The organism is Bacillus sp. N447-1 (assembly GCF_022701035.1).
Taxonomy (GTDB): Bacteria; Bacillota; Bacilli; order Bacillales; family Bacillaceae_G; genus Bacillus_A; species Bacillus_A cereus.
This window is the reverse complement of the sequence record NZ_CP065509.1, coordinates 3642807-3664781: the sequence shown is the minus strand read 5'-3', so window position 1 is coordinate 3664781 and position 21975 is coordinate 3642807. Positions and strand designations below refer to the sequence as shown.

Sequence of the window (21975 nt, the reverse complement as noted above, 5' to 3'; positions counted from 1 at the left end):
AATATACTGATGGACTTTTCGATAAAATAATAAAAAGCGACCGGAATCCGGTCGCTTTTTATTATTTTAAACGCTCTTCTAATTCTGCTTTTAATTCTTCAAATCCTGGTTTACCAAGTAAAGCAAACATGTTTTTCTTGTATGCTTCTACTCCAGGTTGGTCAAATGGATTCACGCCTAATAAGTAGCCGCTCATCGCACATGCTTTTTCGAAGAAGTATACAAGGTAACCGAATGTGTACTCATTTAATTCAGGAATATTTACGATTAAGTTTGGTACTCCCCCGTCGCTATGTGCAAGTAATGTACCTTCGTATGCTTTTGTGTTTACGAAGTCTACAGTTTCACCAGCAAGGTAGTTTAATCCGTCTAAATCGTTTTCTTCTGATTCGATTGTTAGTTCATGTGTAGATTTACCTACTTTAAGAACTGTTTCAAATAAGTCACGACGCCCTTCTTGAACGTATTGACCTAATGAGTGTAAATCAGTTGAGAAGTTTGCTGAAGATGGGAAAATGCCTTTTTGATCTTTTCCTTCACTTTCACCAAATAACTGTTTCCACCACTCAGCGAAGTATTGAAGTGCTGGCTCATAGTTAACAAGCATTTCAATTGTTTTTCCTTTATTGTATAAAGCGTTACGAACTACTGCGTATTGGTAAGCTGGATTTTCTTCTAGTTCTGATGTTCCGAAGTCATCATGACCAGCAGCTGCACCTTTCATCATCTCTTCAATATTTAAGCCACTTACTGCGATTGGTAATAAACCAACTGGCGTTAATACAGAGAAACGACCTCCAACATCATCTGGAATAACAAATGTTTCGTAACCTTCGTTATCAGCTAATGTTTTTAATGCACCACGCGCTTTATCTGTAGTTGCATAAATACGTTTGCGAGCTTCTTCTTTTCCATACTTTTCTTCTAATAACTTACGGAAGATACGGAATGCTAGTGCTGGCTCTGTTGTTGTACCTGATTTGGAAATAACGTTAATAGAGAAGTCTTTACCTTCTAATACGTCCATTAAATCTTTCATGTAAGTGGAGCTAATGTTTTGTCCAACAAATAGCACTTGTGGAGTTTTACGTTGTTCTTTAGAAAGCGTGTTGTAGAAAGAATGGTTTAACATTTCGATTGCTGCGCGTGCTCCTAGGTAAGAACCACCAATACCTACAACAAGTAAAATGTCAGAGTCATTTTTAATTTTTTCTGCGCATTTTTGAATGCGAGCGAATTCTTCTTTGTCATATTGAAGCGGAAGGTCTACCCACCCAAGGAAATCGTTCCCAGCTCCAGTTTTTTCGTGGATTGCGTGATGTGTTACTTTCACTGCATCACGTAAATAAGTGATTTCATGTTCACCGATGAAGGATAACGCTTTAGAATAGTCGAACGTTACATGTGTACTCATCTTTTTCCCTCCAATTATGGATATGTATTTCTGTATTCACTTTAGCGAAACTGAAGTTGTAAATCAAGCGATTAGGCAATTGTAAACGTAACCAATATATATTTTTTAGAAAAAGTTCATTTTTTGCATAAAAATTCGCATTTTTCGGTATAGATGTATATACATCCTTTTCTAAACATTTTTTATGTATAAAAACAACATAACTACCCCATTCTATAAAAGAGTTAATTAACTCATCGCTTGCTCATGCTTCACAATTAAGGGGGGCTTTTTCATGAGTACTTTGCAACGTATCGCATTAGTCTTTACTGTAATTGGCGCTGTGAACTGGGGACTAATCGGGTTTTTCCAGTTTGACTTAGTAGCAGCCATTTTCGGTGGACAAAATTCAGCTCTTGCACGTATTATTTACGGCATCGTTGGTATATCTGGGCTTATCAACCTTGGTTTACTGTTTAAACCATCTGAAAATCTTGGTACGCACCCAGAAACAAACGAAATTCGATAATCAGTATGTCCTTTCACCTCCGACATACGAATATGATTGCATGCAATCATATTTGCAAATATATATCATAAGATAAAGTAAAAGAGGAACGCTCATATGCGTTCCTCTTTTACTTTGTTAACTCGGACTCTTCAATCCATTCTGCCAACTTTTCTCGCAGCGTATTAAATCCGTCTTCAGATGGGTTCGGTATAAGAATCCTTCCTTGTTTTCTTTTCGCCGCTTTTAACGATAAACTCATTTTTCTGTGCTCTTCATCAATTGAAAGTACCTTTACTTCTACTGTATCGCCGACCTTTAAAAAGTCATGAATATCCTTTACATATCCATTTGTAATTTCAGATATATGCACAAGTCCTTGTGTTTCTGCATCTAACGCTACAAACGCACCGTAATCTTGAATTCCAGTCACTTTCCCTGTTACAACCACTCCTGTTGTATATTGTTCTGACATATGAAACACTCCCATACGTTTACCATTCTCTCTACAATTATAGAGAGCAAAGCAGATATATTTATTTTAAATATCCGATTGGTTAGTACGCATTCTAGATAACAATATCTAGAATGCGCATACCTTATATTAGTAAATTATACCACTATGACAGAACTCATTCAAAATTCATGAAAAATTTCCCTTAAAGAAGTATAATTCTCCAATATTGGGATAGACTACTAACACATGGCTTTCTAGTATTCCCCCCCTTTTATGGACAAAACGTATTACGTTTTGTCCTTTTTTTATTTTCAACAAACCGTTCCATTCTCTTCATTGCTTCCATAAGTTGTTCAAGCGACGTCGCATAAGAACAACGAATAAACCCTTCACCACTTTCGCCAAATACGCTACCAGGGACAACAGCTACTTTTTCTTCCAGCAATAACTGTTCTGCAAATTCCGCTGAAGATAATCCTGTTGAAGATATAGAAGGGAAAACATAAAATGCTCCGCCCGGCACATGACACGTTAAGCCCATTTCATTGAAAGATGTCGTCATAAAATTACGACGCTTCTTATAACTATCTCTCATCCGAATTACTTCATCATTCCCCGCACGTAACGCTTCAAGTGCTGCGAACTGAGACATCGTCGGTGCACACATCATGGAATATTGGTGAATTTTGAGCATCAATTCTGAAAACTGAACAGGAGCTGCAATCATACCGAGACGCCATCCTGTCATCGCAAATCCTTTTGAAAATCCTGAAATTAAAATCGTATGCTCGCGCATATTTTTAATACTCGCGAAACTTGTATATGCTTCGTCGTATACAAGCTCTGCATAAATTTCATCAGATAATACAATTAGATTGTACTTCTCAACAATCACTGCTATTTCTTCAAGCTCGAATTTATTTAGCATTGCACCTGTCGGGTTATTTGGTGAACAAAGTAAAATCGCCTTTGTTTTCGCTGTAATAGCTGCTTCAATTTGTTCTGGTTGTACTTTAAACTCGTTTTCTAGCTTAGTCTCCACAGGAACCGGAACTCCTCCAGCTAATGTCACAAGTGGTGCATAAGAAACGAAGCTTGGTTCAACAATGAGCACTTCATCATTAGGATTTATAATGGCACGCATCGCTACATCTAACGCCTGGCTCGCTCCAACTGTAACAATGATTTCATCACTTGGATCATAAGATACTGCAAATTGTTTTTTTAGATACTTTGCTATTTCTTGACGGAGCTCCAATAATCCTGCATTTGCTGTATATGACGTATACCCTTGTTCCAAAGAACGAATACATGCTTGCCTTACATTCCAAGGGGTAACAAAATCCGGCTCTCCTACCCCGAGGGAAATAACACCTTTCATATTTGCTGCTAAATCAAAAAATTTTCGAATACCAGATGGTTTTAAAGATTCTGCTGATCTAGATAGTTCAAATTGCTTCATGGTGTCACCACAATTCGCTTATCATCATCGTCTTTTTCATAAATAACGCCCTCATGTTTATACTTCTTCAAAATGAAATGAGTAGTTGTAGAAACGACAGATTCAATTGTTGCTAATTTCTCAGAAACAAACATCGCTACTTCCCCCATCGTTTTACCTTCTAATGTAATAGAAAGATCATATGTCCCTGACATTAAATAAACGGATTTCACTTCTGAATAACGATAAATTTGCTCAGCAACCGCATCAAACCCAACGCCGTGCTTTGGCGTAACTTTCACATCGATCATTGCCGTTAAACCTGTATGTTCTTTCACTTTCGTCCAATCGATATGTGTTACATAATCCACAATAATCTTTTCATTTTCTAATCTCGCAACCATCTTCTTTACTTCTTCTACTTCTATATTTAACAGCTTCGCTAATGTATCTACAGATAATCGACTACTCTTTTCAAGACAAGCTAATAATTCTAATTCTTTTTCTGTCACCATATAAATCATCCTTCCTTTTCGTTTGTGTCTAAATTATACAAATACCCTTTCCAGTTTGAAAAGAAGATTTTTCTATTGAATTATGTCAAAATAAAGTGAAACTTTAATCAGCGGAAAAATGCGTGATAAAGCGAAAGGGGATGGAACCGTGAAACCAAAAATTTATATTGCTGAACCAGTTCCGACATTTGTAGAAAACTATTTATCAGAACACTGTGATTATGAAAAATGGGATCAAAATGAGAAAGTACCTCGTGATGTTCTATTAGAGAAAATACAAGATAAAGATGGGTTATTAAATTTCGGATCTGCTATTAATGAAGAATTACTGACAGTGGCTCCTAACTTAAAAGTAGTGAGCAACATTTCTGTTGGTTACGATAATTTTGATTTACAAGCGATGAAAAATCGAAAGGTTATCGGAACGAATACACCATACGTATTAGATGATACAGTAGCTGATCTCGTTTTCGCCCTTATGCTATCAGCTGGGCGCCGCGTTTGCGAACTCGATTCTTACGTAAAAAATGGTGAATGGAACGCTGAAATCGGAAAAGAACACTTCGGACTAGATGTACACCATAGCACAATTGGTATTATCGGTATGGGCCGAATTGGAGAAGCCGTTGCAAAACGAGCAAAATTCGGATTTGATATGAATGTTCTTTACTATAACCGCCGTCGTAAAGAAGAAGCTGAACAAAAATTCGATGCTACATATTGTGATTTACAGACGCTACTGAAGCAGTCTGACTTTATTGTTCTTCTTACTCCATTAACAGATGAAACATATCACCTTATCGGAGAAAAGGAATTTTCATTAATGAAAGAAACAGCAATCTTCATTAATGCTTCTCGGGGGAAAACAGTAGATGAAGAAGCGTTAATCCATGCTTTAACAGAAAAGAAAATCTTTGCAGCAGGCATCGATACTTTTACACAAGAGCCAATTCAAAAAGATAATCCACTCTTATCATTACAAAATGTTGTGACTTTACCGCACATCGGATCTGCAACATTAAAAACTCGTCAGCAAATGGCCATGACCGCCGCTGAAAATTTAGTTGCAGGATTACAAGGAAAAACACCGCCTAATATTGTGCGCGGGTAATACTGAATAAACGAAAGGCAAGATGACATCGTCATCTTGCCTTTTTTTGTTAACATATTTTCTTCTTCCTTGGAGATGATATGAACAAAAATCAATGGAGTGACAAAAAATGAATCATAAATATACTTGTCCTTATTTCACTTTTTCCACTCGCGGCACTACTGTTCATTACGAATTGTATGAACATGATAATAAAACAGAACGCCCTACTTTCGTACTCGTTCACGGCTTTTTATCTTCCTCATTCAGTTACCGCCGTCTCATTCCTTTACTAGCGAAGGAAGGAACAGTCATTGCTCTTGATTTACCACCGTTCGGAAAAAGTGATAAGTCTCATCTGTTTAAGTATTCTTATCACAATTTAGCAACGATTATTATTGATTTAATTGAACATTTATCTCTCTCAAACATTGTATTAGTTGGGCATTCTATGGGTGGGCAAATTTCTCTCTATGTAAACCGTATACGTCCTGAACTCATTTCAAAGACGATTTTACTATGTAGCTCGAGCTATTTAGCGCGCGCAACCTTACCTTTACTATACTCTTCTTATTTACCGTTCTTTCATTTATACGTAAAGAACTGGATTATACGGCGCGGCATTGTTCATAACTTAATGAATGTCGTTCATGATCACTCATTAATTGACGATGAAATGAAAAAAGGTTACTCCGCTCCTTTTTATGACAACCGTATATTTCCCGCTTTAACTCGCATGATACGAGACCGTGAAGGTGACTTATCTTCAACTGAATTACAAAAAATCGAAACACCTATCCTACTCATTTGGGGTGAAAAAGACCGCGTCGTCCCTGTACATGTAGGTCATCGTCTACACAAAGATTTACCGAATTCGAAATTTATTTCTTACGAAAACACAGGACATTTACTACCTGAAGAAAAACCGGAACATGTTTATGAAGAAATTATGGCTTTTTCTGCGCAGTAATATAAAAAGGCTGTCGGAAATTCCGACAGCCTACAATGAACAACTTCCGCCTTCTTTTATTACAAGTAATTCCACAGCTAACTTCTCACATTTTTCAAGCGCAGGTACTTCCTCAAAAGACATAAAGTATATATGTTGAATCTTCTTTGCGATGTATTTTGGATCGTCAAACACACTTATGACGTTCACAACATCGCTCGCTTCTGTTTCATAAAACTCCGGTCCCATTTGAAACGGATCCCAATTCTTCACAACCTCTATCATCTTTTCATATGTACCCATTCGCTTCCCGCCTTTTCACTTTTTAATACTTTTCTTTATCCTATCACATCAGCTATTCTATAAGAAGAGAGAGAACTTTCATAACTTATTGGTTTTACAGAAGAAGGGAGCAAACTTATGCAACTATTTCATAAAGCAATCAATCGACGTGGAACGCATAGTATAAAATGGGATACATATAAAAACGAAGAACTTATCCATGCTTGGATTGCTGATATGGATTTTGAAGTACCAAAACCAATTCAAACTGCCTTAAAACAACGAATCGAACATCCGATTTTTGGCTATACACTTCCTCCCGAAAATATTGGGAATATTATTTGTAACTGGACAAAACAACAATACGACTGGGATATTCAAAAAGAATGGATTGTCTTTAGCGCCGGAATCGTTCCAGCTCTTAGTACGAGCATACAGGCTTTCACAAAAGAAAACGAATCCGTTCTCGTACAACCACCTATTTATCCTCCATTTTTCGAAATGGTCACAACAAACAACAGACAGTTATACGTGAGTCCATTACAGAAACAAAATGATACATATGTGATAGACTTCCAGCATTTAGAAAAGCAGTTTCAGCAAGGCATCAAACTCATGCTTCTTTGTAGCCCTCATAACCCAATCGGGCGCGTTTGGACGAAAGAGGAACTTTTGCAGCTCGGATCGTTATGTACTAAATATAACGTAATCGTTGTGGCGGATGAAATTCATTCCGATATTATTTATGCAGATCATACACATACACCGTTCGCTTCTTTATCTGAAGAATTAGCAGCTCGCACGATTACTTGTATGGCTCCAAGTAAAACATTTAATATCGCTGGATTACAAGCATCGATTATTATCATTCCAAATGAAAAACTCCGTCAAGCCTTTACATCTATCCAATATAGACAAGGCTTCCACGGATTAAATATCTTCGCTTATACAGCGATGCAAAGTGCCTATACAGAATGTAATGATTGGCTAAACGAAATTCGATTATATATAGAAGATAATGCTCAATTTGCTTGTGAATATATTAAAACTCACATACCTGCTCTTTCCGTAACGAAGCCAGAAGGTAGCTTTTTATTATGGATTGATTGTTCTCGTCTAAAGCTTTCTCAAAACGAGCGTACTGCATTACTTGAGGAAAAAGGAAAAATCATTGTTGAACCTGGTGAGAAATACGGGTTAGGTGGCGAAGAACATATTCGAATTAATATCGGCTGTCCACGATCTGTTTTAGAAGAAATTTTAAACAGACTGCGTCATACGTTTTCATAATAAGAAAGGAGTCTGTCCCCCTAATCATTCTTGGACAGACTCCTTTGTAATATTTTGTCGGTAAGTCGATATATTTCAAGTTACGGTCGATATATTCCAATAATCGCCGATATAATTTGAGTTACAGTCGATAAATTCCAATAATCGCTGATATATTTTCAATTACATTTCACAAAGAAAGCTACCATTCACGGTAGCTTTTACTTTTTCTTCATATCCGATGCTTTTTTTACAATTACGCCACAAGCAATTCGATCCCCTGATTTACCTGTCGGTTGAGTCATACCATCATCAGGGTTTTCTGTAATAATAATAGACGCTCCATCTTTTCTATGAATCGTCGTTTTTCCTTCTTCAAGTGTGATGTGAGGTGCATCGATTTCCGCTTTAATCTTTCCAGAACCATCTGCAACTACGTTCGGTAAATCACCGTTTTCTGCACCCTTCGGATTAAGAAGACCATGTTTTTTATCATCAGGATTAAAATGATTCCCGGATGATTCAAAACGAGGTGCCTTACACTCTCCAATTTCATGTACATGTAGTCCGTGTGGTCCTGGCGTGAAACCTTCTCCTTTAATCGTAATTTTCACGCCACTTGTTTGCTGCACTACTTTCGCAGTCCCTACTTCATCTCCTGAAGCATTATGTAATTTCACTTCAATTTCTTTCGGCTTTCCTTGGTCACAACCTGCCATCAGAAATAATAAACAACAACTGAAAAAAAGCCGTTTCTTCATTTTATTCCCTCCAAAATATATTCTGCCCTTAGATTGTCCGAGCATAGAGGGAAACATACAAAAATGCATTACTGTTTCTTTTCAGCTAATAGTTTTTCTTCAACTTTCTGCAATCGCTCTGCTTCTCTTTTTGATACACGAATAAACATGCGCCACGTGGCAATAGCACCGATAATAAATAGAACGCAAACAATCCCTGGAATAATATATTCTGTTTTATCTTCCGGAAAATATAAAGGCATCATATAGAACACTCCTTATTATAGGATTTATAAAACATCAGAATTTTCTGTTATATCATTTTAAATTATAGTGGAACCTATCTATATTCTCAAGGGGCGTTCTGAAAGCAAATGATTTCTTTGACTCCTTCTCCTACTTTCCTTACTATAAACTTGAGGTGAAAAATATGAGAGAAACATTTGAAATTGGCGAAATCGTTACTGGTATTTATAAAACAGGAAAATACATCGGCGAAGTTACAAATAGCCGCCCTGGCAGTTACGTCGTAAAAGTATTAGCTGTTTTAAAACATCCGGTGCAAGGTGACTTACATAACGTAAAACAAGCTGACGTACCATTTTTCCATGAAAGACGCGCTTTAGCTTTCCGTGAACAGACGAACATTCCAGAGCAAATGGTGAAAAAATATGAAGGAGAAATTCCGGATTATACCGAGTCACTAAAATTAGCATTAGAAACTCAAATGAATTCATTTTCTGAAGATGATTCACCTTTTGCAGAGCGTAGTCTAGAAACATTACAACAGTTAAAGAAAGACTACAAACTCTAAAAAACAAAACGACCAAATTACATAATGTGCAATTTGGTCGTTACTGTGTGCTCACTTTCTTTAACACTTTTGAAAAATCAACAAGTTCTCCTAATGTTGGAGGTGCTGGCTTTACTAAATACTCTTTATCTTTTTCTACTAGTTTAAAAATATTGTACGTCGTCATCGCATCATCAAGCGCACAATGATGCTTCCCTGTCCCTACTTTTCCATACGCCTCAATTGCTTTCCATAATCCTGTTTGATTTCTTTCTCCAAAAAACTTCTTATACTCAAGCGATAAATCACGACACTGTCCGAAGAATGGAAAAGCTATCCCTGCCATTTCACAATTATGTTTCAGCACTTTCATATCCATATTTCCCCACGTTACAATTGTCGGTTTACATTTCGTTTCGTATTCTGCAAGCTTCTTAACGAGTTCAGGAAATGAAATCCCTTTATCCACGACTTCTTGTTTTATTCCCAAAAACTTCTTACATCGATCCGTTAAAGAAGGAAATGTTTTCGGCCTGACATGTGATGAATACGTATCTTCTACCTTACAGCCAGCAACTGAAACGAGTCCTACCTCAATAATCTCTGGAAAAAATCCTTTCGGTTTCTTTCTATGCTGGGGCATCGTAAACTCAAAGTCTAAAAATAAAAATCGTTGTTCATCCATACGATCCCTTCCTTATCATTTTTGTCATTCCTTTCTATTTGACACTCCTACACGAACAAGCTCGAATGCTAATTCCATTTTAAATATTCAGATTGGATGTATCTTATATATATGTCAAATGCCCACAAATATTTTAAAAAATAAGAAAAAATGACCTATGCAGAAAATATGACAAAATCTCTCCTTTCATTTACATCCGCAGTTTTTCTACTTTATAATGACGTTATGTGTGTTTCATCTAGTTAATATTTGACACACTAAGAAAAATGAATGAAAGGAGATGAGATTTTTGCACGAAACAACGCAAGAACTCGCTAACTGGCAGTATTATTTTGCTATCGCAGTCTTTTTAATTACATATGCCATTATTATTTCTGAAAAAATTAATCGCGCTGTCATCGCACTTCTCGGTGCAGCATTCATGGTAATTGTGGGGGTCGTCGATTTACATAACGCCTTTACGAAACATATTGAATGGGGAACGATTACGCTACTCATCGGTATGATGATTTTGGTGAACATTACGAGTAAATCAGGTGTTTTCCAATACGTTGCCATTAAAGCAGCAAAAGGGGCACAAGGAAATCCAATTAAAATTTTAATTTCCCTTTCCCTACTTACCGCGCTTGGCTCCGCATTTTTAGATAACGTTACAACTGTACTTCTTGTTGTTCCAGTTACTTTATCTATTACGCGCATACTGCAAGTAAATCCTGTTCCTTATTTACTTTCTGAAATTATTTTTTCAAATATTGGAGGAACAGCAACATTAATTGGTGATCCACCTAACATTATGATTGGTTCTGCAAATAAGCATTTAGACTTCAATGCTTTCCTATTAAATCTAGCACCAATCGTAATTATTATTATTGCAGTTACAGCAACAATACTTTACTTCATGTACCGTAAACAATTAATTGCCGATCCTGTACAAGTTAAAAAATTAATGAGCTTAGATGAAAAACAATACATTAAAGATCCAGTATTAATGAAAAAATCTTTAACGGTACTTGGACTTACAATTGTAGGTTTCATGACTCATTCTATTTTCCATATTGATGCCGCTATTATCGCCTTAACTGGTGCTACTGTACTTATGTTAATTGGTGTGAAAGAACATGAAATTGAAGAGGTATTCGCAAGTGTAGAGTGGGTAACAATCTTCTTCTTCGCAGGGCTATTCGTACTTGTTGGAGGACTTATCGATATCGGTCTTATCAAAATGTTAGCTCAAAAAGTAATTGGTATAACAGGCGGAGATATTTCTTACGCATCCATCCTTATTTTATGGGTATCTGGTATCGCCTCTGCAACAATTGATAACATCCCATTCGTTGCAACAATGATTCCACTTATTAACGATATGGCAGTTGGGCTAGGCTTATCACCATCTGACGCACAAATCGATGTATTATGGTGGGCATTAGCACTAGGTGCTTGTCTGGGCGGAAACGGAACATTAATCGGAGCTTCTGCTAACGTAATCGTTGCAGGTATCGCGAGCCGCGAAGGACATAAATTTAGTTACATGGACTTCCTAAAAGTCGGTTTCCCAATTATGATCGTTTCATTAATCATTTCTCACATTTATATTTATTTACGCTATCTTATGTAGTAAAAAAAGCGCTCTGATAATCAGGGCGCTTTTTTACTTATATCTAAAATATATCGACTTATCAACAAAAAAGAAAAATCTACTCTTTATATCTCACCGGTTCATTTCGAATGATAAATAAATGAATCGGTAAGAACACTGAAAATGTGATTACATGAATAATCGTAAATAATATAGAGTTCGTTCCGTATCTGTCTAAAATAGCGTAGATAAGATAAATGGACAATACAATCGATACAGCTGTTGCTAGTAAACTTATAATTGGTACGAAATTAAAAATAAAACATGCAACGTATATACCGAATACTTTCCACCCTGCTTCTTCTTTCAAAAAATCTGGTAATTTATCTTTCGCTAAGTCACCCCATGTCTTACTATTCAAAAACGGAATAAACGCAAGCACCCCGTCCGTTGCACCATCATTTTTCGCCATCGAATAAAGTGCAAAAGCCGTTAACAAATATGAAATAATTGCCCAAATCAATATAACAAGAATAAACGCAAAACTAAGAGCAAAGAAACCTGCTAATACGCCTTGATCCTCCATCTTATCCTCTCCTCTCTACTTTCAACATATTTCATTACATTGCAAGTTATGTTTTAAAATTTATCCAAACTCTTTGTATAATAAGAGAAGAAAGAGAATAAGAGAGGAGCAACACTTATGCATCCATTTGTAAAAGCATTACAAGAGCATTTCACAGCTCATCAAAATCCTGAAAAAGCAGAACCTATGGCTCGTTATATGAAAAATCACTTCCTATTTCTAGGTATTCAAACACCGGAAAGACGCCAATTATTAAAAGACATCATTCAAATACATACTCTCCCAGATCAAAAAGACTTCCAAATTATCATACGTGAGCTTTGGGACTTACCAGAACGTGAATTCCAAGCGGCCGCACTTGATATTATGCAAAAATATAAAAAGCATATAAACGAAACTCATATCCCCTTCTTAGAAGAACTGATTGTCACAAAATCTTGGTGGGACTCTGTCGATAGCATCGTCCCTACATTTTTAGGCGATATCTTTTTAAAACATCCAGAATTAATTTCTGCCTATATTCCAAAATGGATTGCATCAGATAACATATGGTTACAACGTGCCGCTATTTTATTCCAACTAAAATATAAACAAAAGATGGATGAAGAACTTCTTTTCTGGATTATTGGACAACTACATTCTTCAAAAGAATTTTTCATTCAAAAAGCGATTGGCTGGGTCCTTCGTGAATATGCAAAAACAAATCCGGATGTAGTTTGGGAATACGTTCAAAACAATGAGCTCGCTCCATTAAGTAAGCGTGAAGCAATTAAGCATATTAAGCAAAATTACGGAATAAATAATGAAAAAATAGGCGAGACTCTATCATAGATAGACGCGTTCCTCTATTGAGATTTAAAAAAGAACGTGTTAGAATATGTTCATTATTATTAATATAAGTAGCGATGACGGACTTATAAGTACTTGCATAAAAAGCGATTCAGGGATAGTGAAAGCCTGAAGCCGCAAGGAAACGGCAGTCCCGAGCAATACATGATAAAGTGGATGCACCTTTTGTGTATCAACTAGGGTGGAACCGCGGGCAAACGCTCGTCCCTAGGCAAATAAGCCTTGGGATGAGCGTTTTTTTATGTTCTTTTTAGCATATACTGCTCGTTTCCAAAGTATCAGAGTATGTCATCGCCAATACGTTAACTTTCAAAAGGAGGATTTTCTTATGTATTCAATGGAACAAGTTGTAAACTTAGCGAAACATCGCGGTTTTGTTTTCCCTGGTTCTGAAATTTACGGTGGTCTTGCAAACACTTGGGATTACGGTCCACTTGGAATCGAATTAAAAAATAACGTTAAAAAAGCTTGGTGGAAAAAATTCATTCAAGAATCTCCACACAACGTTGGTTTAGACGCAGCTATTTTAATGAACCCTAAAACTTGGATCGCTTCTGGTCACGTTGGTAACTTCAACGATCCAATGATTGACTGTAAAAAATGTAAAGCTCGTCACCGTGCTGACAAATTAATTGAGGATGCTTTAGATGCAAAAGGCATCGAAATGGTTGTTGACGGTCTTACTTTCGACCAAATGGCTGACTTAATGAAAGAACATGAAGTAAAATGTCCTGATTGCGGTAGTGAAGAATTCACTGAAATCCGTCAGTTCAACTTAATGTTCAAAACATTCCAAGGTGTTACAGAGTCTAGCACAAACGAAATCTTCCTTCGTCCTGAAACAGCACAAGGTATTTTCGTAAACTTCAAAAACGTTCAACGCTCTATGCGTAAAAAGCTTCCATTTGGTATCGGCCAAATCGGTAAGAGTTTCCGTAACGAAATCACGCCTGGTAACTTCACATTCCGTACACGTGAATTCGAACAAATGGAACTTGAATTCTTCTGTAAGCCTGGTGAAGATTTAGAGTGGTTTGCATTCTGGCGTGAAACTTGTAAAAACTGGTTACTTTCACTTGGTATGTCTGAAGAGAGCATGCGTCTTCGTGACCACGGTGAAGAAGAGTTATCTCACTACAGTAATGCAACAACTGACATTGAATTCAAATTCCCATTCGGTTGGGGCGAACTTTGGGGCATTGCATCTCGTACAGACTTCGACTTAAAACGTCACATGGAACATTCAAACGAAGACTTTAACTATATTGATCCACAAACGAATGAGCGTTACGTGCCATACTGCATCGAGCCATCTTTAGGCGCAGACCGCGTAACATTAGCATTCTTATGTGATGCATATGAAGAAGAGCAATTAGAAAACGATTCTCGTACAGTTCTTCGTTTCCACCCTGCTTTAGCACCATACAAAGCAGCTATCTTACCATTATCTAAGAAGCTATCTGAAGGTGCTACTGAAGTATTCGCAGAATTAGCTAAAGACTTCATGGTAGACTTTGATGAAACTGGTTCTATCGGTAAACGTTACCGTCGTCAAGACGAAATCGGTACACCATTCTGTATCACATACGACTTCGACTCAGTTGAAGACAAAGCTGTTACAGTACGTGACCGTGACACAATGGAACAAGTTCGTATGCCAATTAGCGAACTAAAAGGTTTCTTAGAGAAGAAAATCCAGTTCTAATTATAAGAAAAAGAGGCTGCTCGTAAGAGCGCCTCTTTTTTACTTTTCACGTTTTTCTTTAATTGCTACTGTACATCTTGATATACATAGTAAATCATCATTTTCATCAATAATACGAACATCCCAAACCATTGTCGATTGTCCTCTATGTATCGGTGTTCCGATCGCCGTTACAATTCCATCTTTCTTTGAGCGAATGTGGTTTGCATTAATTTCTAATCCGAAACAAATACATTTTTCTTGATCAATTAAATTATATGAACCAACACTTGCCACTGTTTCCGCTAATGCAACCGATGCACCTCCATGTAAAAATCCAAACGGTTGATGCGTACGCTCATCAACAGGCATCGTAGCAACTACCTTATCTTCTGTCATCTCTAACAACTCAATTCCAAGTGAATCCATTAAAGTTTTTGCCATATCGCTTCCCCCTTCTCTTACTTTAATTAAATGTATAATTTTACCTATTTATTTTCAAACTACTTATAACACTTATATAAGGAGGCTTCACCTAAATGAAACAGAAATTTTGTATATTACTGCTTATGTTCTCCTTGCTGACTATTGTACCAAATTGTGCAATAACAGCCAAAGCATCTAACCTGACAATCGATGTTAAGACTGTAACGCAAAAAGGTAAGAAACCTTATATAGAATATCAAATAAATAGGCCTTCTTTTCACAACTTTTCTGATTCTAAATTTCAAAATAAACTCAATTTATACTACAAAAAATCCACTGACAAATTTAAAAACAAATTAGAAAAAGAAGCAAAAAAATATTATAAAGAGACAGCAGGATCTAGTACACCTTTTCATCCGTACGTAGCAAATGTTGATTATAAAGTCTCTTTAAACAAACCACCTTTTCTTAGCCTATATGTGAATTACTATCAATATACTGGCGGAGCACACGGTCTTTATACGTGGAAGGCAAATACATTTGATTTAAACGAAAAAAAGGTGCTGCACTTAGACGATTTATTTCAACAAAAGGATAAATATAAAGATGTAATCCGTGCAGAGATTGTACGACAAATTAAACAAAATGAAAGCATTTATTTTCCTGATGCAACTGAAAAAGTAATGAGTATGAAAAAATTTCACTTCTTTTTAGAGCCAGACAATCTCGTCATTTATTTCCCTTTATATGAGATTGCTCCCTATTCAAGTGGAATTCCGCAATTTCGTATTCCATATACGTTGCTAAGAGACTATTTAAAGCCTTCTTATCAAAATATTTTGATTGACAACAAGTAAATATTTTCGCTACGATAATGTTAACCTAAAAACAACAGGAGGTTAACATTATGAGAAGATTACATGTTTTAGATTTAGCATTAGCTGCCATGTTCGTTGCTCTTATGGCCATCGGTGCAAATATTGTATCTTGGGCACCTTTCTTACAAGTAGCAGGCATCCCATTATCTATGCAACCATTTTTCGCAATTTTAGCAGGTCTTCTTCTTGGAAGTAGACTTGGTGCCTTATCCATGACTGTATATATGCTCGTTGGCTTAGCCGGCGCACCAATCTTCGCTAACTTCAAAGCTGGATTTGGAGCACTTTTAGATCCTACTGGTGGTTTTATTATCGCCTTTATTATCGTTGCTTACGTATCAGGAAAACTAGTAGAACAAAAAGAAAGACCCACTTTCATTACATTTGCAATTGCCTCTTTCACTGGAATTATTTTAACTTATATAATCGGTACTACTTACATGTACGGAGCAGTCAATCTCTTTATGGGCGGTAATATGAGCTATAAAGCTGCTTGGATGATTATGATGTGGTTTGCAGTAAAAGATATTGCATTTACAATTATCGGTGCTATTATCGCACCTCGCATATACTATGCTGTGCGTCGCTCTGCTTATCAGCATTCTCATTCGACGATTTCATAATAAAAAAGAGTTATTGCAGCTTGCTGCAATAACTCTTTTTTTATATTAAGACTCTTGATTCGCTTGTTCTTCTAAAATTTTCTTCATCATTGCAACCATGTCATCACGTAATTCTGGGTGTTGCAGGGCCATTTCAATTGTCGTTTGAACGAATCCTAGCTTTTCACCTACGTCGTAGCGCTTTCCTTCGAAATCGTAAGCAAATACACGTTGGATTTCATTTAAGCTTTGGATTGCATCTGTTAATTGAATTTCACCACCAGCACCGACATGTTGCTGTTCTAAGAACATAAAGATTTCGGGCGTTAAAATGTAACGGCCCATAATTGCTAAGTTTGAAGGAGCTGTACCTTGTGCTGGTTTCTCAACGAAATTGCGAACTTGGTAACGACGACCTTCTTGTTCTAATGGATCGATAATTCCATAGCGATGTGTTTCCGACTCTGGAACAGTTTGTACACCAATAACAGAAGAAAGTGTTTTTTCATACTCATCCATTAATTGACGTAAACACGGTTTCTCAGCTTGGACAATATCATCACCTAGTAACACTGCAAACGGCTCATCACCAATGAATTTACGCGCACACCAAACAGCATGTCCTAGTCCCTTCGGCTCTTTTTGACGGATGTAATGAATATCTACCATTTTTGAAGAAGCTTGTACTTTTTCAAGCAACTCATATTTTTTCTTCTCTAATAAGTTTTGTTCTAGTTCAAATGCGTTATCAAAATGATCTTCGATAGAGCGCTTTGTTTTACCAGTAACGATAATAATATCTTCGATACCCGATTTCACTGCTTCTTCTACAATGTATTGAATCGTTGGTTTATCTACTATCGGTAACATTTCTTTCGGCATTGCTTTCGTTGCTGGTAAAAAACGTGTTCCTAATCCAGCTGCTGGGATTATCGCTTTTCTTACTTTTTTCATCACAAAATACCCTCTCTCCTGTCGGAATCAATAGCAAGCATTTCCTACATAAAACAAAAGGGAGATTTCGCTCCCTTTTGTTCCTTACTACTTAAAATTACTTTGTATTATAAACGATTCATAATGTCTTCTTTAATAGTAAGTAACTTTTGTTCACTATTTTGTAAAGAACTATCTTTTACACCAAAGTAAAACTTAATCTTCGGCTCAGTTCCAGATGGACGTAGGCAGAACCATGAACCATCCTCTAATTGATATTTTAACACATTTGATTTCGGTAAGTGAATCTCTTCTTTATGTCCATCTTGTAAAGATGTAACGATGCTTGCTTTATAGTCTTCCACTGCTACGACTGTTAAGCCTGCTACTTCTTTCGGCGGATTCTCACGGAACGTTGCCATCATCTCTTGGATTTTTTCAGCTCCATCTTTTCCTTTTAACGTTAACGATACAAGGTCTTCACGGAAGAAACCGTACTTCTCAAATACTTCTAATAGACCGTCATATAACGTTTTCCCTTGTGATTTGTAGTATGCAGCTACTTCACATGCAAATAGGACAGATTGTACTGCATCTTTATCACGGCAGAATGGGCGGATTAAATAACCATAGCTTTCCTCATAACCGAATTGGAATTCATATTGTCCACTTTCTTCATACTGTCTAATTTTCTCACCGATAAATTTAAATCCAGTTAACGTATCAATTGTATCTAAACCGTATGCTTTTGCAATTGTACGACCAATCTCAGACGTTACGATTGTTTTTAATACGACACCGTTCTCCGGAAGCGTTCCGTTTTCTTTCTTTTGAGATAGTAAGTAATCAAGCATTAATGCACCTGTTTGGTTTCCTGTTAATACTTGGAACTCACCATTATGATTACGCACTGCTACACCTAGACGATCTGCGTCAGGATCAGTTGCGATTAATACATCTGCACCTACCTTTTCACCATCACGAATGGCATACTCAAACGCTGCGTGCTCTTCTGGGTTCGGTGATTTTACTGTAGAGAAGTTTGGATCTGGTAACTCTTGCTCTTTTACAACTGTTACATCTGTAAATCCAACTTCTTTTAAACCACGGCGTACAGAAATATTTGATGTTCCGTGCAATGGTGTAAAGACGATTTTTAAGTCTTTGCCGACCTTTTGCACCATTTCTTTATTAATGATGACATTGTTCAATTCTGCAGCATATGCATCATCTACTTCTTGTCCAATAATATGTAATAAACCGTCAGCTTTTAATTGCTCTACATCAGCGACTTCAACTGTTAATTCATCTTCTACTGCATTTACGTAGCTAATTAACTCATCTGCTTCTTTTGGAGGTAACTGTCCACCATCTTCACCGTATACTTTGTATCCGTTATATTCAGGTGGATTATGGCTTGCCGTAAGAACGATTCCACTTACTGTATGTAAATGACGAACTGCGAAAGAAAGTACTGGCGTTGGACGTAAGCTTTCAAACACATATGTTGTGATACCGCGTGCCCCAAGTGTAGCAGCAACTTCCATTGCGAACTCAGGTGATTTATGACGAGAATCATAGGCTACAACAACACCGCGTTTTTTCGCTTCCTCACCTAATTTTTCAATAAAGCTTGCTAATCCTTTTGTTGCTTTACGAACTGTATATACGTTTAAACGGTTCGTACCAGCACCAAGTTCACCACGCATACCACCTGTGCCAAACTCTAGATTTTTATAAAAGCTATCCTCGATTTTCTTCTCATCTTGCTTCATATTTTCTAGCTGTTCTTTTAATTCTGCATCTAATTGTGCGTAAGAAAGCCAGCGACTAAATTCTTGTTTCCAATTCATTCTTCTCTCTCCTCTCGCTCGTCATACCTTTATTATATGAAAAAAACATGCTGTATCTCAATATTTTATAAAATCTAGCAGGATTTTACTAGGAATATTTGTATACACTATTGTTAAATACTCCACTAAAGGGAATGAGGATTATGCACGAATGGGGCTTGTCAGAAGAGCTCAAAATACAAACAAAGCAAATGATTGAAATTGCTGAAAAAGAACTATCGATTATGAGGAACGCAATCGATAAAGAAGACGAATGTATTTTATGCAAAATGGAAGATATTCATCATATGTTAGCAAATGTACAAACATTGGCAGCTACATACTATATTCAGGCATATTTATCACCTTATACGGAAAGTTCATCTTTTATTACGACAGCTATCCAACACTTAAGCGCCAGAAAACATGGTGCTCTTATCGTTGTGGAAAGAAACGAGACGCTTGAAGCTCTCATTCAAACTGGAACGACATTAAACGCTCATTTAACTGCACCATTACTCGAATCAATATTTTATCCAGGTAACCCTCTTCATGACGGTGCCGTTCTCGTAAAAAATAATCATATTGTCTCAGCTGCTAATATTCTTCCTTTAACGAAAAGTACAGAAGTTGATCCTGAGCTAGGAACACGTCACAGAGCTGCAATTGGCTTATCAGAAAAGAGTGATGCACTTATATTAGTTGTCTCTGAAGAAACGGGCCGTACTTCTTTTGCTTTAAACGGGATTTTGTATACGATTTCTTTATAAAGTGAAACTTTAATCAGCCCTCACCAATCGGGCTTTTACGACAACCCCACCTAACTGCTTTGCTTTCGCTGAATTTTTGGGTGCGAGTCTTACTACCCGGCAAATAGCGGGGTAAACAAACCTATAAAAAGAAGACTGTTCCAAAATATTGGAACAGTCTTCACTTATACTCTTATTCTTCTCCAAAACGCTCCACAAGTGTTGCAAGTGTACGTACCATTGCACCAGTTGCTCCAGCTGGACCTAAGTCGTGCGCGCCTTTTGTTTCTGATGTTCCAGCGATATCTAAGTGTACCCACGGTGTATCTTCAGCGAATTCGCCTAAGAATGTACCTGCCATAACCGCATGTCCTTCACGGCCTGGTGAGTTATTTAAATCAGCAAACTTACTGTTTCGAACGCGTTCTTTATCACGATCAAAAATCGGTAGTTGCCAAATTGGCTCATCTGTTTCCATAGAAGCCTCTAGCACTTGCTCAAATAACTCTTCATTATTTGTCATTGCGCCTGTCGTATAGTTTCCAAGTGCAACAATTACACCGCCTGTTAATGTTGCAACATCAACAAGGTAGTTTGCACCAAGTTTTTTCGCATACGTAATACCGTCAGCTAAAGCTAGACGACCTTCTGCATCCGTATTTAATACTTCAATTGTTTTTCCGCTCATAGATGTGATTACATCGTCTGGCTTAAATGCCGTACCACTTACAACGTTATCAGTTGAAGGAATAACAGCGATCACATTTTGTTCTGGGCGAAGTTCACCGATAATTTCCATCGCACCTAATACAGCAGCTGCACCGCCCATATCACCTTTCATACCGACCATGCCTTCACGTGGTTTTAAAGAATAACCACCTGTATCGTATGTAATACCTTTTCCAACGAACCCAATGACATCTTTCCACTCTTCTTTTCCCTTATAAATAAGAGCGATCATTTTTGGTGGCTCTACACTACCTTGGTTTACTGCAAGTAACGCACCCATACCAAGATCTTCCATCTCTTCTTTCTCAAGAACTTTATAGTCCATATCATACTTCTCCGCTAATTCAACAGCATACTCAGCAAGCTTTGTCGCTGTTAATACGTTTGGCGGCATATTTACAAGTGTACGAGCTGAATTTGTTGCACGTCCATGTACGTAGCCAACTGTTAATGCGGCTTCAATTTCTTGTGCATCTTCCGATGTAATAGCCGTGAACTTCTCTAACTCTACACGATCCTTTTTATCTGATTTATACGTTTGTAATTCATATGTACCAAGGCCTTGTACCTCTGCTGCAATATGAGCGACATCAATCGCGTCTAATTTCTCTGTTACGAAAGAATCAAGTAAGATTGCTGCATCTTGTACTTTTGCTGCTTGCAGTGTTTTAAATGCCTTACCAAGAGCCGCACGTAACGTTTCTGTCGTGTAAGACTCTTTCTTGCCTAAACCAACAAAGTAATAACGTTTCACATTTGTTTTTCCTAAGCTATGCACTTTCGAAATGGCCTTTTTCTTCGTAGATAATTCTTTCTCTTCTAGTAAAACTTGTAATTGTCCTTCAAACGCTTTGTCCAGTTCTTGTACAAAACTACTCATTTTCTCTTCTTCAAATAAAGCAACAATTACTGCTTCATGACCTGCTAATTCTTTTTGTACTTGAAACATGTTCAGACCCCCTAAATTTCTCTACCACCATTATAACTTTATTTTCGATAAAATGCGACA

The 21975-nt window shown here is 37.1% G+C and carries 24 protein-coding genes; 11 read left to right on the top strand and 13 right to left on the bottom strand.

Annotated features, from left to right (window positions below; genetic code table 11):
• Nucleotides 1–61 precede the first annotated feature (61 nt).
• The gene (locus IQ781_RS18470; protein WP_000103654.1) at nucleotides 62–1414 is read right to left on the bottom strand and encodes a glucose-6-phosphate isomerase; all 1353 of its coding nucleotides are present in this window, start codon (nucleotides 1412–1414) and stop codon (nucleotides 62–64) included.
• 274 nt (nucleotides 1415–1688) lie between these two features.
• Between IQ781_RS18470 and IQ781_RS18465 the strand changes: the two genes are divergently transcribed.
• Complete coding sequence (locus IQ781_RS18465; protein WP_000105788.1) at nucleotides 1689–1922, top strand: DUF378 domain-containing protein; 234 nt, start codon at nucleotides 1689–1691, stop codon at nucleotides 1920–1922.
• A 109-nt stretch (nucleotides 1923–2031) separates the two neighbouring features.
• Here the strand turns inward: IQ781_RS18465 and yugI are convergent, their stop codons facing one another.
• The 3 genes from yugI to IQ781_RS18450 form a co-directional block, all read right to left on the bottom strand.
• Nucleotides 2032–2376 carry a S1 domain-containing post-transcriptional regulator GSP13 gene (gene yugI / locus IQ781_RS18460; protein WP_000003763.1) on the bottom strand — a complete coding sequence of 115 codons (345 nt, stop codon included), beginning with the start codon at nucleotides 2374–2376 and terminating at the stop codon, nucleotides 2032–2034.
• 253 nt (nucleotides 2377–2629) lie between these two features.
• Nucleotides 2630–3820, bottom strand: a complete 1191-nt coding sequence (locus tag IQ781_RS18455) for an aminotransferase (RefSeq protein WP_060634680.1) — start codon at nucleotides 3818–3820, stop codon at nucleotides 2630–2632.
• Complete coding sequence (locus IQ781_RS18450) at nucleotides 3817–4314, bottom strand: Lrp/AsnC family transcriptional regulator (RefSeq protein WP_000255696.1); 498 nt, start codon at nucleotides 4312–4314, stop codon at nucleotides 3817–3819. The genes IQ781_RS18455 and IQ781_RS18450 overlap by 4 nt, the downstream gene beginning before the upstream one ends.
• Before the next feature lie 118 nt (nucleotides 4315–4432).
• Between IQ781_RS18450 and IQ781_RS18445 the strand changes: the two genes are divergently transcribed.
• Both IQ781_RS18445 and IQ781_RS18440 read left to right on the top strand, forming a co-directional pair.
• On the top strand, nucleotides 4433–5425 hold the full coding sequence (locus IQ781_RS18445) for a 2-hydroxyacid dehydrogenase (RefSeq protein ID WP_002041993.1): 993 nt from the start codon (nucleotides 4433–4435) through the stop codon (nucleotides 5423–5425).
• A gap of 109 nt (nucleotides 5426–5534) precedes the next feature.
• Entirely contained in the window at nucleotides 5535–6374 is an 840-nt protein-coding gene (locus IQ781_RS18440) for an alpha/beta fold hydrolase (protein ID WP_001015861.1), read from the top strand.
• A 30-nt stretch (nucleotides 6375–6404) separates the two neighbouring features.
• On the opposite strand, the gene IQ781_RS18435 is transcribed toward IQ781_RS18440, so the two are convergent.
• On the bottom strand, nucleotides 6405–6656 hold the full coding sequence (locus IQ781_RS18435) for a YugE family protein (RefSeq protein ID WP_000537641.1): 252 nt from the start codon (nucleotides 6654–6656) through the stop codon (nucleotides 6405–6407).
• Between the two features lie 117 nt (nucleotides 6657–6773).
• On the opposite strand from IQ781_RS18435, the gene IQ781_RS18430 reads away from it, so the two are divergent.
• Nucleotides 6774–7925 carry a MalY/PatB family protein gene (locus IQ781_RS18430; RefSeq protein WP_139847286.1) on the top strand — a complete coding sequence of 384 codons (1152 nt, stop codon included), beginning with the start codon at nucleotides 6774–6776 and terminating at the stop codon, nucleotides 7923–7925.
• A gap of 200 nt (nucleotides 7926–8125) precedes the next feature.
• Here IQ781_RS18430 and sodC read toward each other — a convergent pair whose 3' ends face one another.
• Together sodC and IQ781_RS18420 are read right to left on the bottom strand one after the other, a co-directional pair.
• Nucleotides 8126–8665 carry a superoxide dismutase [Cu-Zn] gene (gene sodC, locus IQ781_RS18425; RefSeq protein ID WP_000746520.1) on the bottom strand — a complete coding sequence of 180 codons (540 nt, stop codon included), beginning with the start codon at nucleotides 8663–8665 and terminating at the stop codon, nucleotides 8126–8128.
• 68 nt (nucleotides 8666–8733) lie between these two features.
• Nucleotides 8734–8910, bottom strand: coding sequence for a hypothetical protein (locus IQ781_RS18420; protein WP_000982757.1), 177 nt, complete (start codon nucleotides 8908–8910; stop codon nucleotides 8734–8736).
• 164 nt (nucleotides 8911–9074) lie between these two features.
• Here IQ781_RS18420 and kapB point away from each other — a divergent pair, with 164 nt between their 5' ends.
• Nucleotides 9075–9458: a kinase-associated lipoprotein KapB gene (gene kapB / locus IQ781_RS18415; RefSeq protein ID WP_001209344.1), complete on the top strand. Its 384-nt coding sequence runs from the start codon at nucleotides 9075–9077 to the stop codon at nucleotides 9456–9458.
• 40 nt (nucleotides 9459–9498) lie between these two features.
• On the opposite strand, the gene kapD is transcribed toward kapB, so the two are convergent.
• On the bottom strand, nucleotides 9499–10122 hold the full coding sequence (kapD, locus tag IQ781_RS18410) for a 3'-5' exonuclease KapD (RefSeq protein ID WP_000344356.1): 624 nt from the start codon (nucleotides 10120–10122) through the stop codon (nucleotides 9499–9501).
• A 289-nt stretch (nucleotides 10123–10411) separates the two neighbouring features.
• On the opposite strand from kapD, the gene IQ781_RS18405 reads away from it, so the two are divergent.
• Nucleotides 10412–11737, top strand: a complete 1326-nt coding sequence (locus tag IQ781_RS18405; RefSeq protein ID WP_000545209.1) for an ArsB/NhaD family transporter — start codon at nucleotides 10412–10414, stop codon at nucleotides 11735–11737.
• 79 nt (nucleotides 11738–11816) lie between these two features.
• On the opposite strand, the gene IQ781_RS18400 is transcribed toward IQ781_RS18405, so the two are convergent.
• Nucleotides 11817–12284: a hypothetical protein gene (locus IQ781_RS18400; RefSeq protein ID WP_000390061.1), complete on the bottom strand. Its 468-nt coding sequence runs from the start codon at nucleotides 12282–12284 to the stop codon at nucleotides 11817–11819.
• Between the two features lie 117 nt (nucleotides 12285–12401).
• Here IQ781_RS18400 and IQ781_RS18395 point away from each other — a divergent pair, with 117 nt between their 5' ends.
• A complete protein-coding gene (locus IQ781_RS18395; RefSeq protein WP_000553305.1) occupies nucleotides 12402–13115 on the top strand; it encodes a DNA alkylation repair protein in 714 nt (237 codons plus the stop codon).
• Nucleotides 13116–13461: 346 nt separating this feature from the next.
• The gene (locus IQ781_RS18390) at nucleotides 13462–14838 is read left to right on the top strand and encodes a glycine--tRNA ligase (RefSeq protein ID WP_053514385.1); all 1377 of its coding nucleotides are present in this window, start codon (nucleotides 13462–13464) and stop codon (nucleotides 14836–14838) included.
• A 39-nt stretch (nucleotides 14839–14877) separates the two neighbouring features.
• Here IQ781_RS18390 and IQ781_RS18385 read toward each other — a convergent pair whose 3' ends face one another.
• Nucleotides 14878–15261, bottom strand: a complete 384-nt coding sequence (locus IQ781_RS18385; RefSeq protein ID WP_001140612.1) for a hotdog fold thioesterase — start codon at nucleotides 15259–15261, stop codon at nucleotides 14878–14880.
• Between the two features lie 95 nt (nucleotides 15262–15356).
• Between IQ781_RS18385 and IQ781_RS18380 the strand changes: the two genes are divergently transcribed.
• Together IQ781_RS18380 and IQ781_RS18375 are read left to right on the top strand one after the other, a co-directional pair.
• Entirely contained in the window at nucleotides 15357–16100 is a 744-nt protein-coding gene (locus tag IQ781_RS18380) for a DUF3298 and DUF4163 domain-containing protein (protein ID WP_000810326.1), read from the top strand.
• A gap of 50 nt (nucleotides 16101–16150) precedes the next feature.
• Nucleotides 16151–16744, top strand: a complete 594-nt coding sequence (locus IQ781_RS18375; RefSeq protein WP_001253379.1) for a biotin transporter BioY — start codon at nucleotides 16151–16153, stop codon at nucleotides 16742–16744.
• Nucleotides 16745–16789: 45 nt separating this feature from the next.
• Here IQ781_RS18375 and galU read toward each other — a convergent pair whose 3' ends face one another.
• Nucleotides 16790–17677: a UTP--glucose-1-phosphate uridylyltransferase GalU gene (gene galU / locus IQ781_RS18370; RefSeq protein WP_002097988.1), complete on the bottom strand. Its 888-nt coding sequence runs from the start codon at nucleotides 17675–17677 to the stop codon at nucleotides 16790–16792.
• Between the two features lie 107 nt (nucleotides 17678–17784).
• Entirely contained in the window at nucleotides 17785–19509 is a 1725-nt protein-coding gene (locus tag IQ781_RS18365; protein ID WP_001104219.1) for a phospho-sugar mutase, read from the bottom strand.
• A 143-nt stretch (nucleotides 19510–19652) separates the two neighbouring features.
• On the opposite strand from IQ781_RS18365, the gene cdaS reads away from it, so the two are divergent.
• Nucleotides 19653–20258, top strand: coding sequence for a sporulation-specific diadenylate cyclase CdaS (cdaS, locus tag IQ781_RS18360; protein ID WP_000545252.1), 606 nt, complete (start codon nucleotides 19653–19655; stop codon nucleotides 20256–20258).
• A gap of 172 nt (nucleotides 20259–20430) precedes the next feature.
• Here the strand turns inward: cdaS and pepA are convergent, their stop codons facing one another.
• On the bottom strand, nucleotides 20431–21915 hold the full coding sequence (pepA, locus tag IQ781_RS18355) for a cytosol aminopeptidase (protein ID WP_000487946.1): 1485 nt from the start codon (nucleotides 21913–21915) through the stop codon (nucleotides 20431–20433).
• Nucleotides 21916–21975: the final 60 nt, after the last annotated feature.

Excerpts from the sequence above, each read along its gene's own strand:
- IQ781_RS18470 (WP_000103654.1), bottom strand. The coding sequence starts at position 1,414 with ATGAGTACACATGTAACGTTCGACTATTCTAAAGCGTTATCCTTCATC.
- IQ781_RS18465 (WP_000105788.1), top strand. The coding sequence starts at position 1,689 with ATGAGTACTTTGCAACGTATCGCATTAGTCTTTACTGTAATTGGCGCT.
- yugI (WP_000003763.1), bottom strand. The coding sequence starts at position 2,376 with ATGTCAGAACAATATACAACAGGAGTGGTTGTAACAGGGAAAGTGACT.
- IQ781_RS18455 (WP_060634680.1), bottom strand. The coding sequence starts at position 3,820 with ATGAAGCAATTTGAACTATCTAGATCAGCAGAATCTTTAAAACCATCT.
- IQ781_RS18450 (WP_000255696.1), bottom strand. The coding sequence starts at position 4,314 with ATGGTGACAGAAAAAGAATTAGAATTATTAGCTTGTCTTGAAAAGAGT.
- IQ781_RS18445 (WP_002041993.1), top strand. The coding sequence starts at position 4,433 with ATGCGTGATAAAGCGAAAGGGGATGGAACCGTGAAACCAAAAATTTAT.
- IQ781_RS18440 (WP_001015861.1), top strand. The coding sequence starts at position 5,535 with ATGAATCATAAATATACTTGTCCTTATTTCACTTTTTCCACTCGCGGC.
- IQ781_RS18435 (WP_000537641.1), bottom strand. The coding sequence starts at position 6,656 with ATGGGTACATATGAAAAGATGATAGAGGTTGTGAAGAATTGGGATCCG.
- IQ781_RS18430 (WP_139847286.1), top strand. The coding sequence starts at position 6,774 with ATGCAACTATTTCATAAAGCAATCAATCGACGTGGAACGCATAGTATA.
- sodC (WP_000746520.1), bottom strand. The coding sequence starts at position 8,665 with ATGAAGAAACGGCTTTTTTTCAGTTGTTGTTTATTATTTCTGATGGCA.
- IQ781_RS18420 (WP_000982757.1), bottom strand. The coding sequence starts at position 8,910 with ATGATGCCTTTATATTTTCCGGAAGATAAAACAGAATATATTATTCCA.
- kapB (WP_001209344.1), top strand. The coding sequence starts at position 9,075 with ATGAGAGAAACATTTGAAATTGGCGAAATCGTTACTGGTATTTATAAA.
- kapD (WP_000344356.1), bottom strand. The coding sequence starts at position 10,122 with ATGGATGAACAACGATTTTTATTTTTAGACTTTGAGTTTACGATGCCC.
- IQ781_RS18400 (WP_000390061.1), bottom strand. The coding sequence starts at position 12,284 with ATGGAGGATCAAGGCGTATTAGCAGGTTTCTTTGCTCTTAGTTTTGCG.
- IQ781_RS18395 (WP_000553305.1), top strand. The coding sequence starts at position 12,402 with ATGCATCCATTTGTAAAAGCATTACAAGAGCATTTCACAGCTCATCAA.
- IQ781_RS18390 (WP_053514385.1), top strand. The coding sequence starts at position 13,462 with ATGTATTCAATGGAACAAGTTGTAAACTTAGCGAAACATCGCGGTTTT.
- IQ781_RS18385 (WP_001140612.1), bottom strand. The coding sequence starts at position 15,261 with ATGGCAAAAACTTTAATGGATTCACTTGGAATTGAGTTGTTAGAGATG.
- IQ781_RS18380 (WP_000810326.1), top strand. The coding sequence starts at position 15,357 with ATGAAACAGAAATTTTGTATATTACTGCTTATGTTCTCCTTGCTGACT.
- IQ781_RS18375 (WP_001253379.1), top strand. The coding sequence starts at position 16,151 with ATGAGAAGATTACATGTTTTAGATTTAGCATTAGCTGCCATGTTCGTT.
- galU (WP_002097988.1), bottom strand. The coding sequence starts at position 17,677 with ATGAAAAAAGTAAGAAAAGCGATAATCCCAGCAGCTGGATTAGGAACA.
- IQ781_RS18365 (WP_001104219.1), bottom strand. The coding sequence starts at position 19,509 with ATGAATTGGAAACAAGAATTTAGTCGCTGGCTTTCTTACGCACAATTA.
- cdaS (WP_000545252.1), top strand. The coding sequence starts at position 19,653 with ATGCACGAATGGGGCTTGTCAGAAGAGCTCAAAATACAAACAAAGCAA.
- pepA (WP_000487946.1), bottom strand. The coding sequence starts at position 21,915 with ATGTTTCAAGTACAAAAAGAATTAGCAGGTCATGAAGCAGTAATTGTT.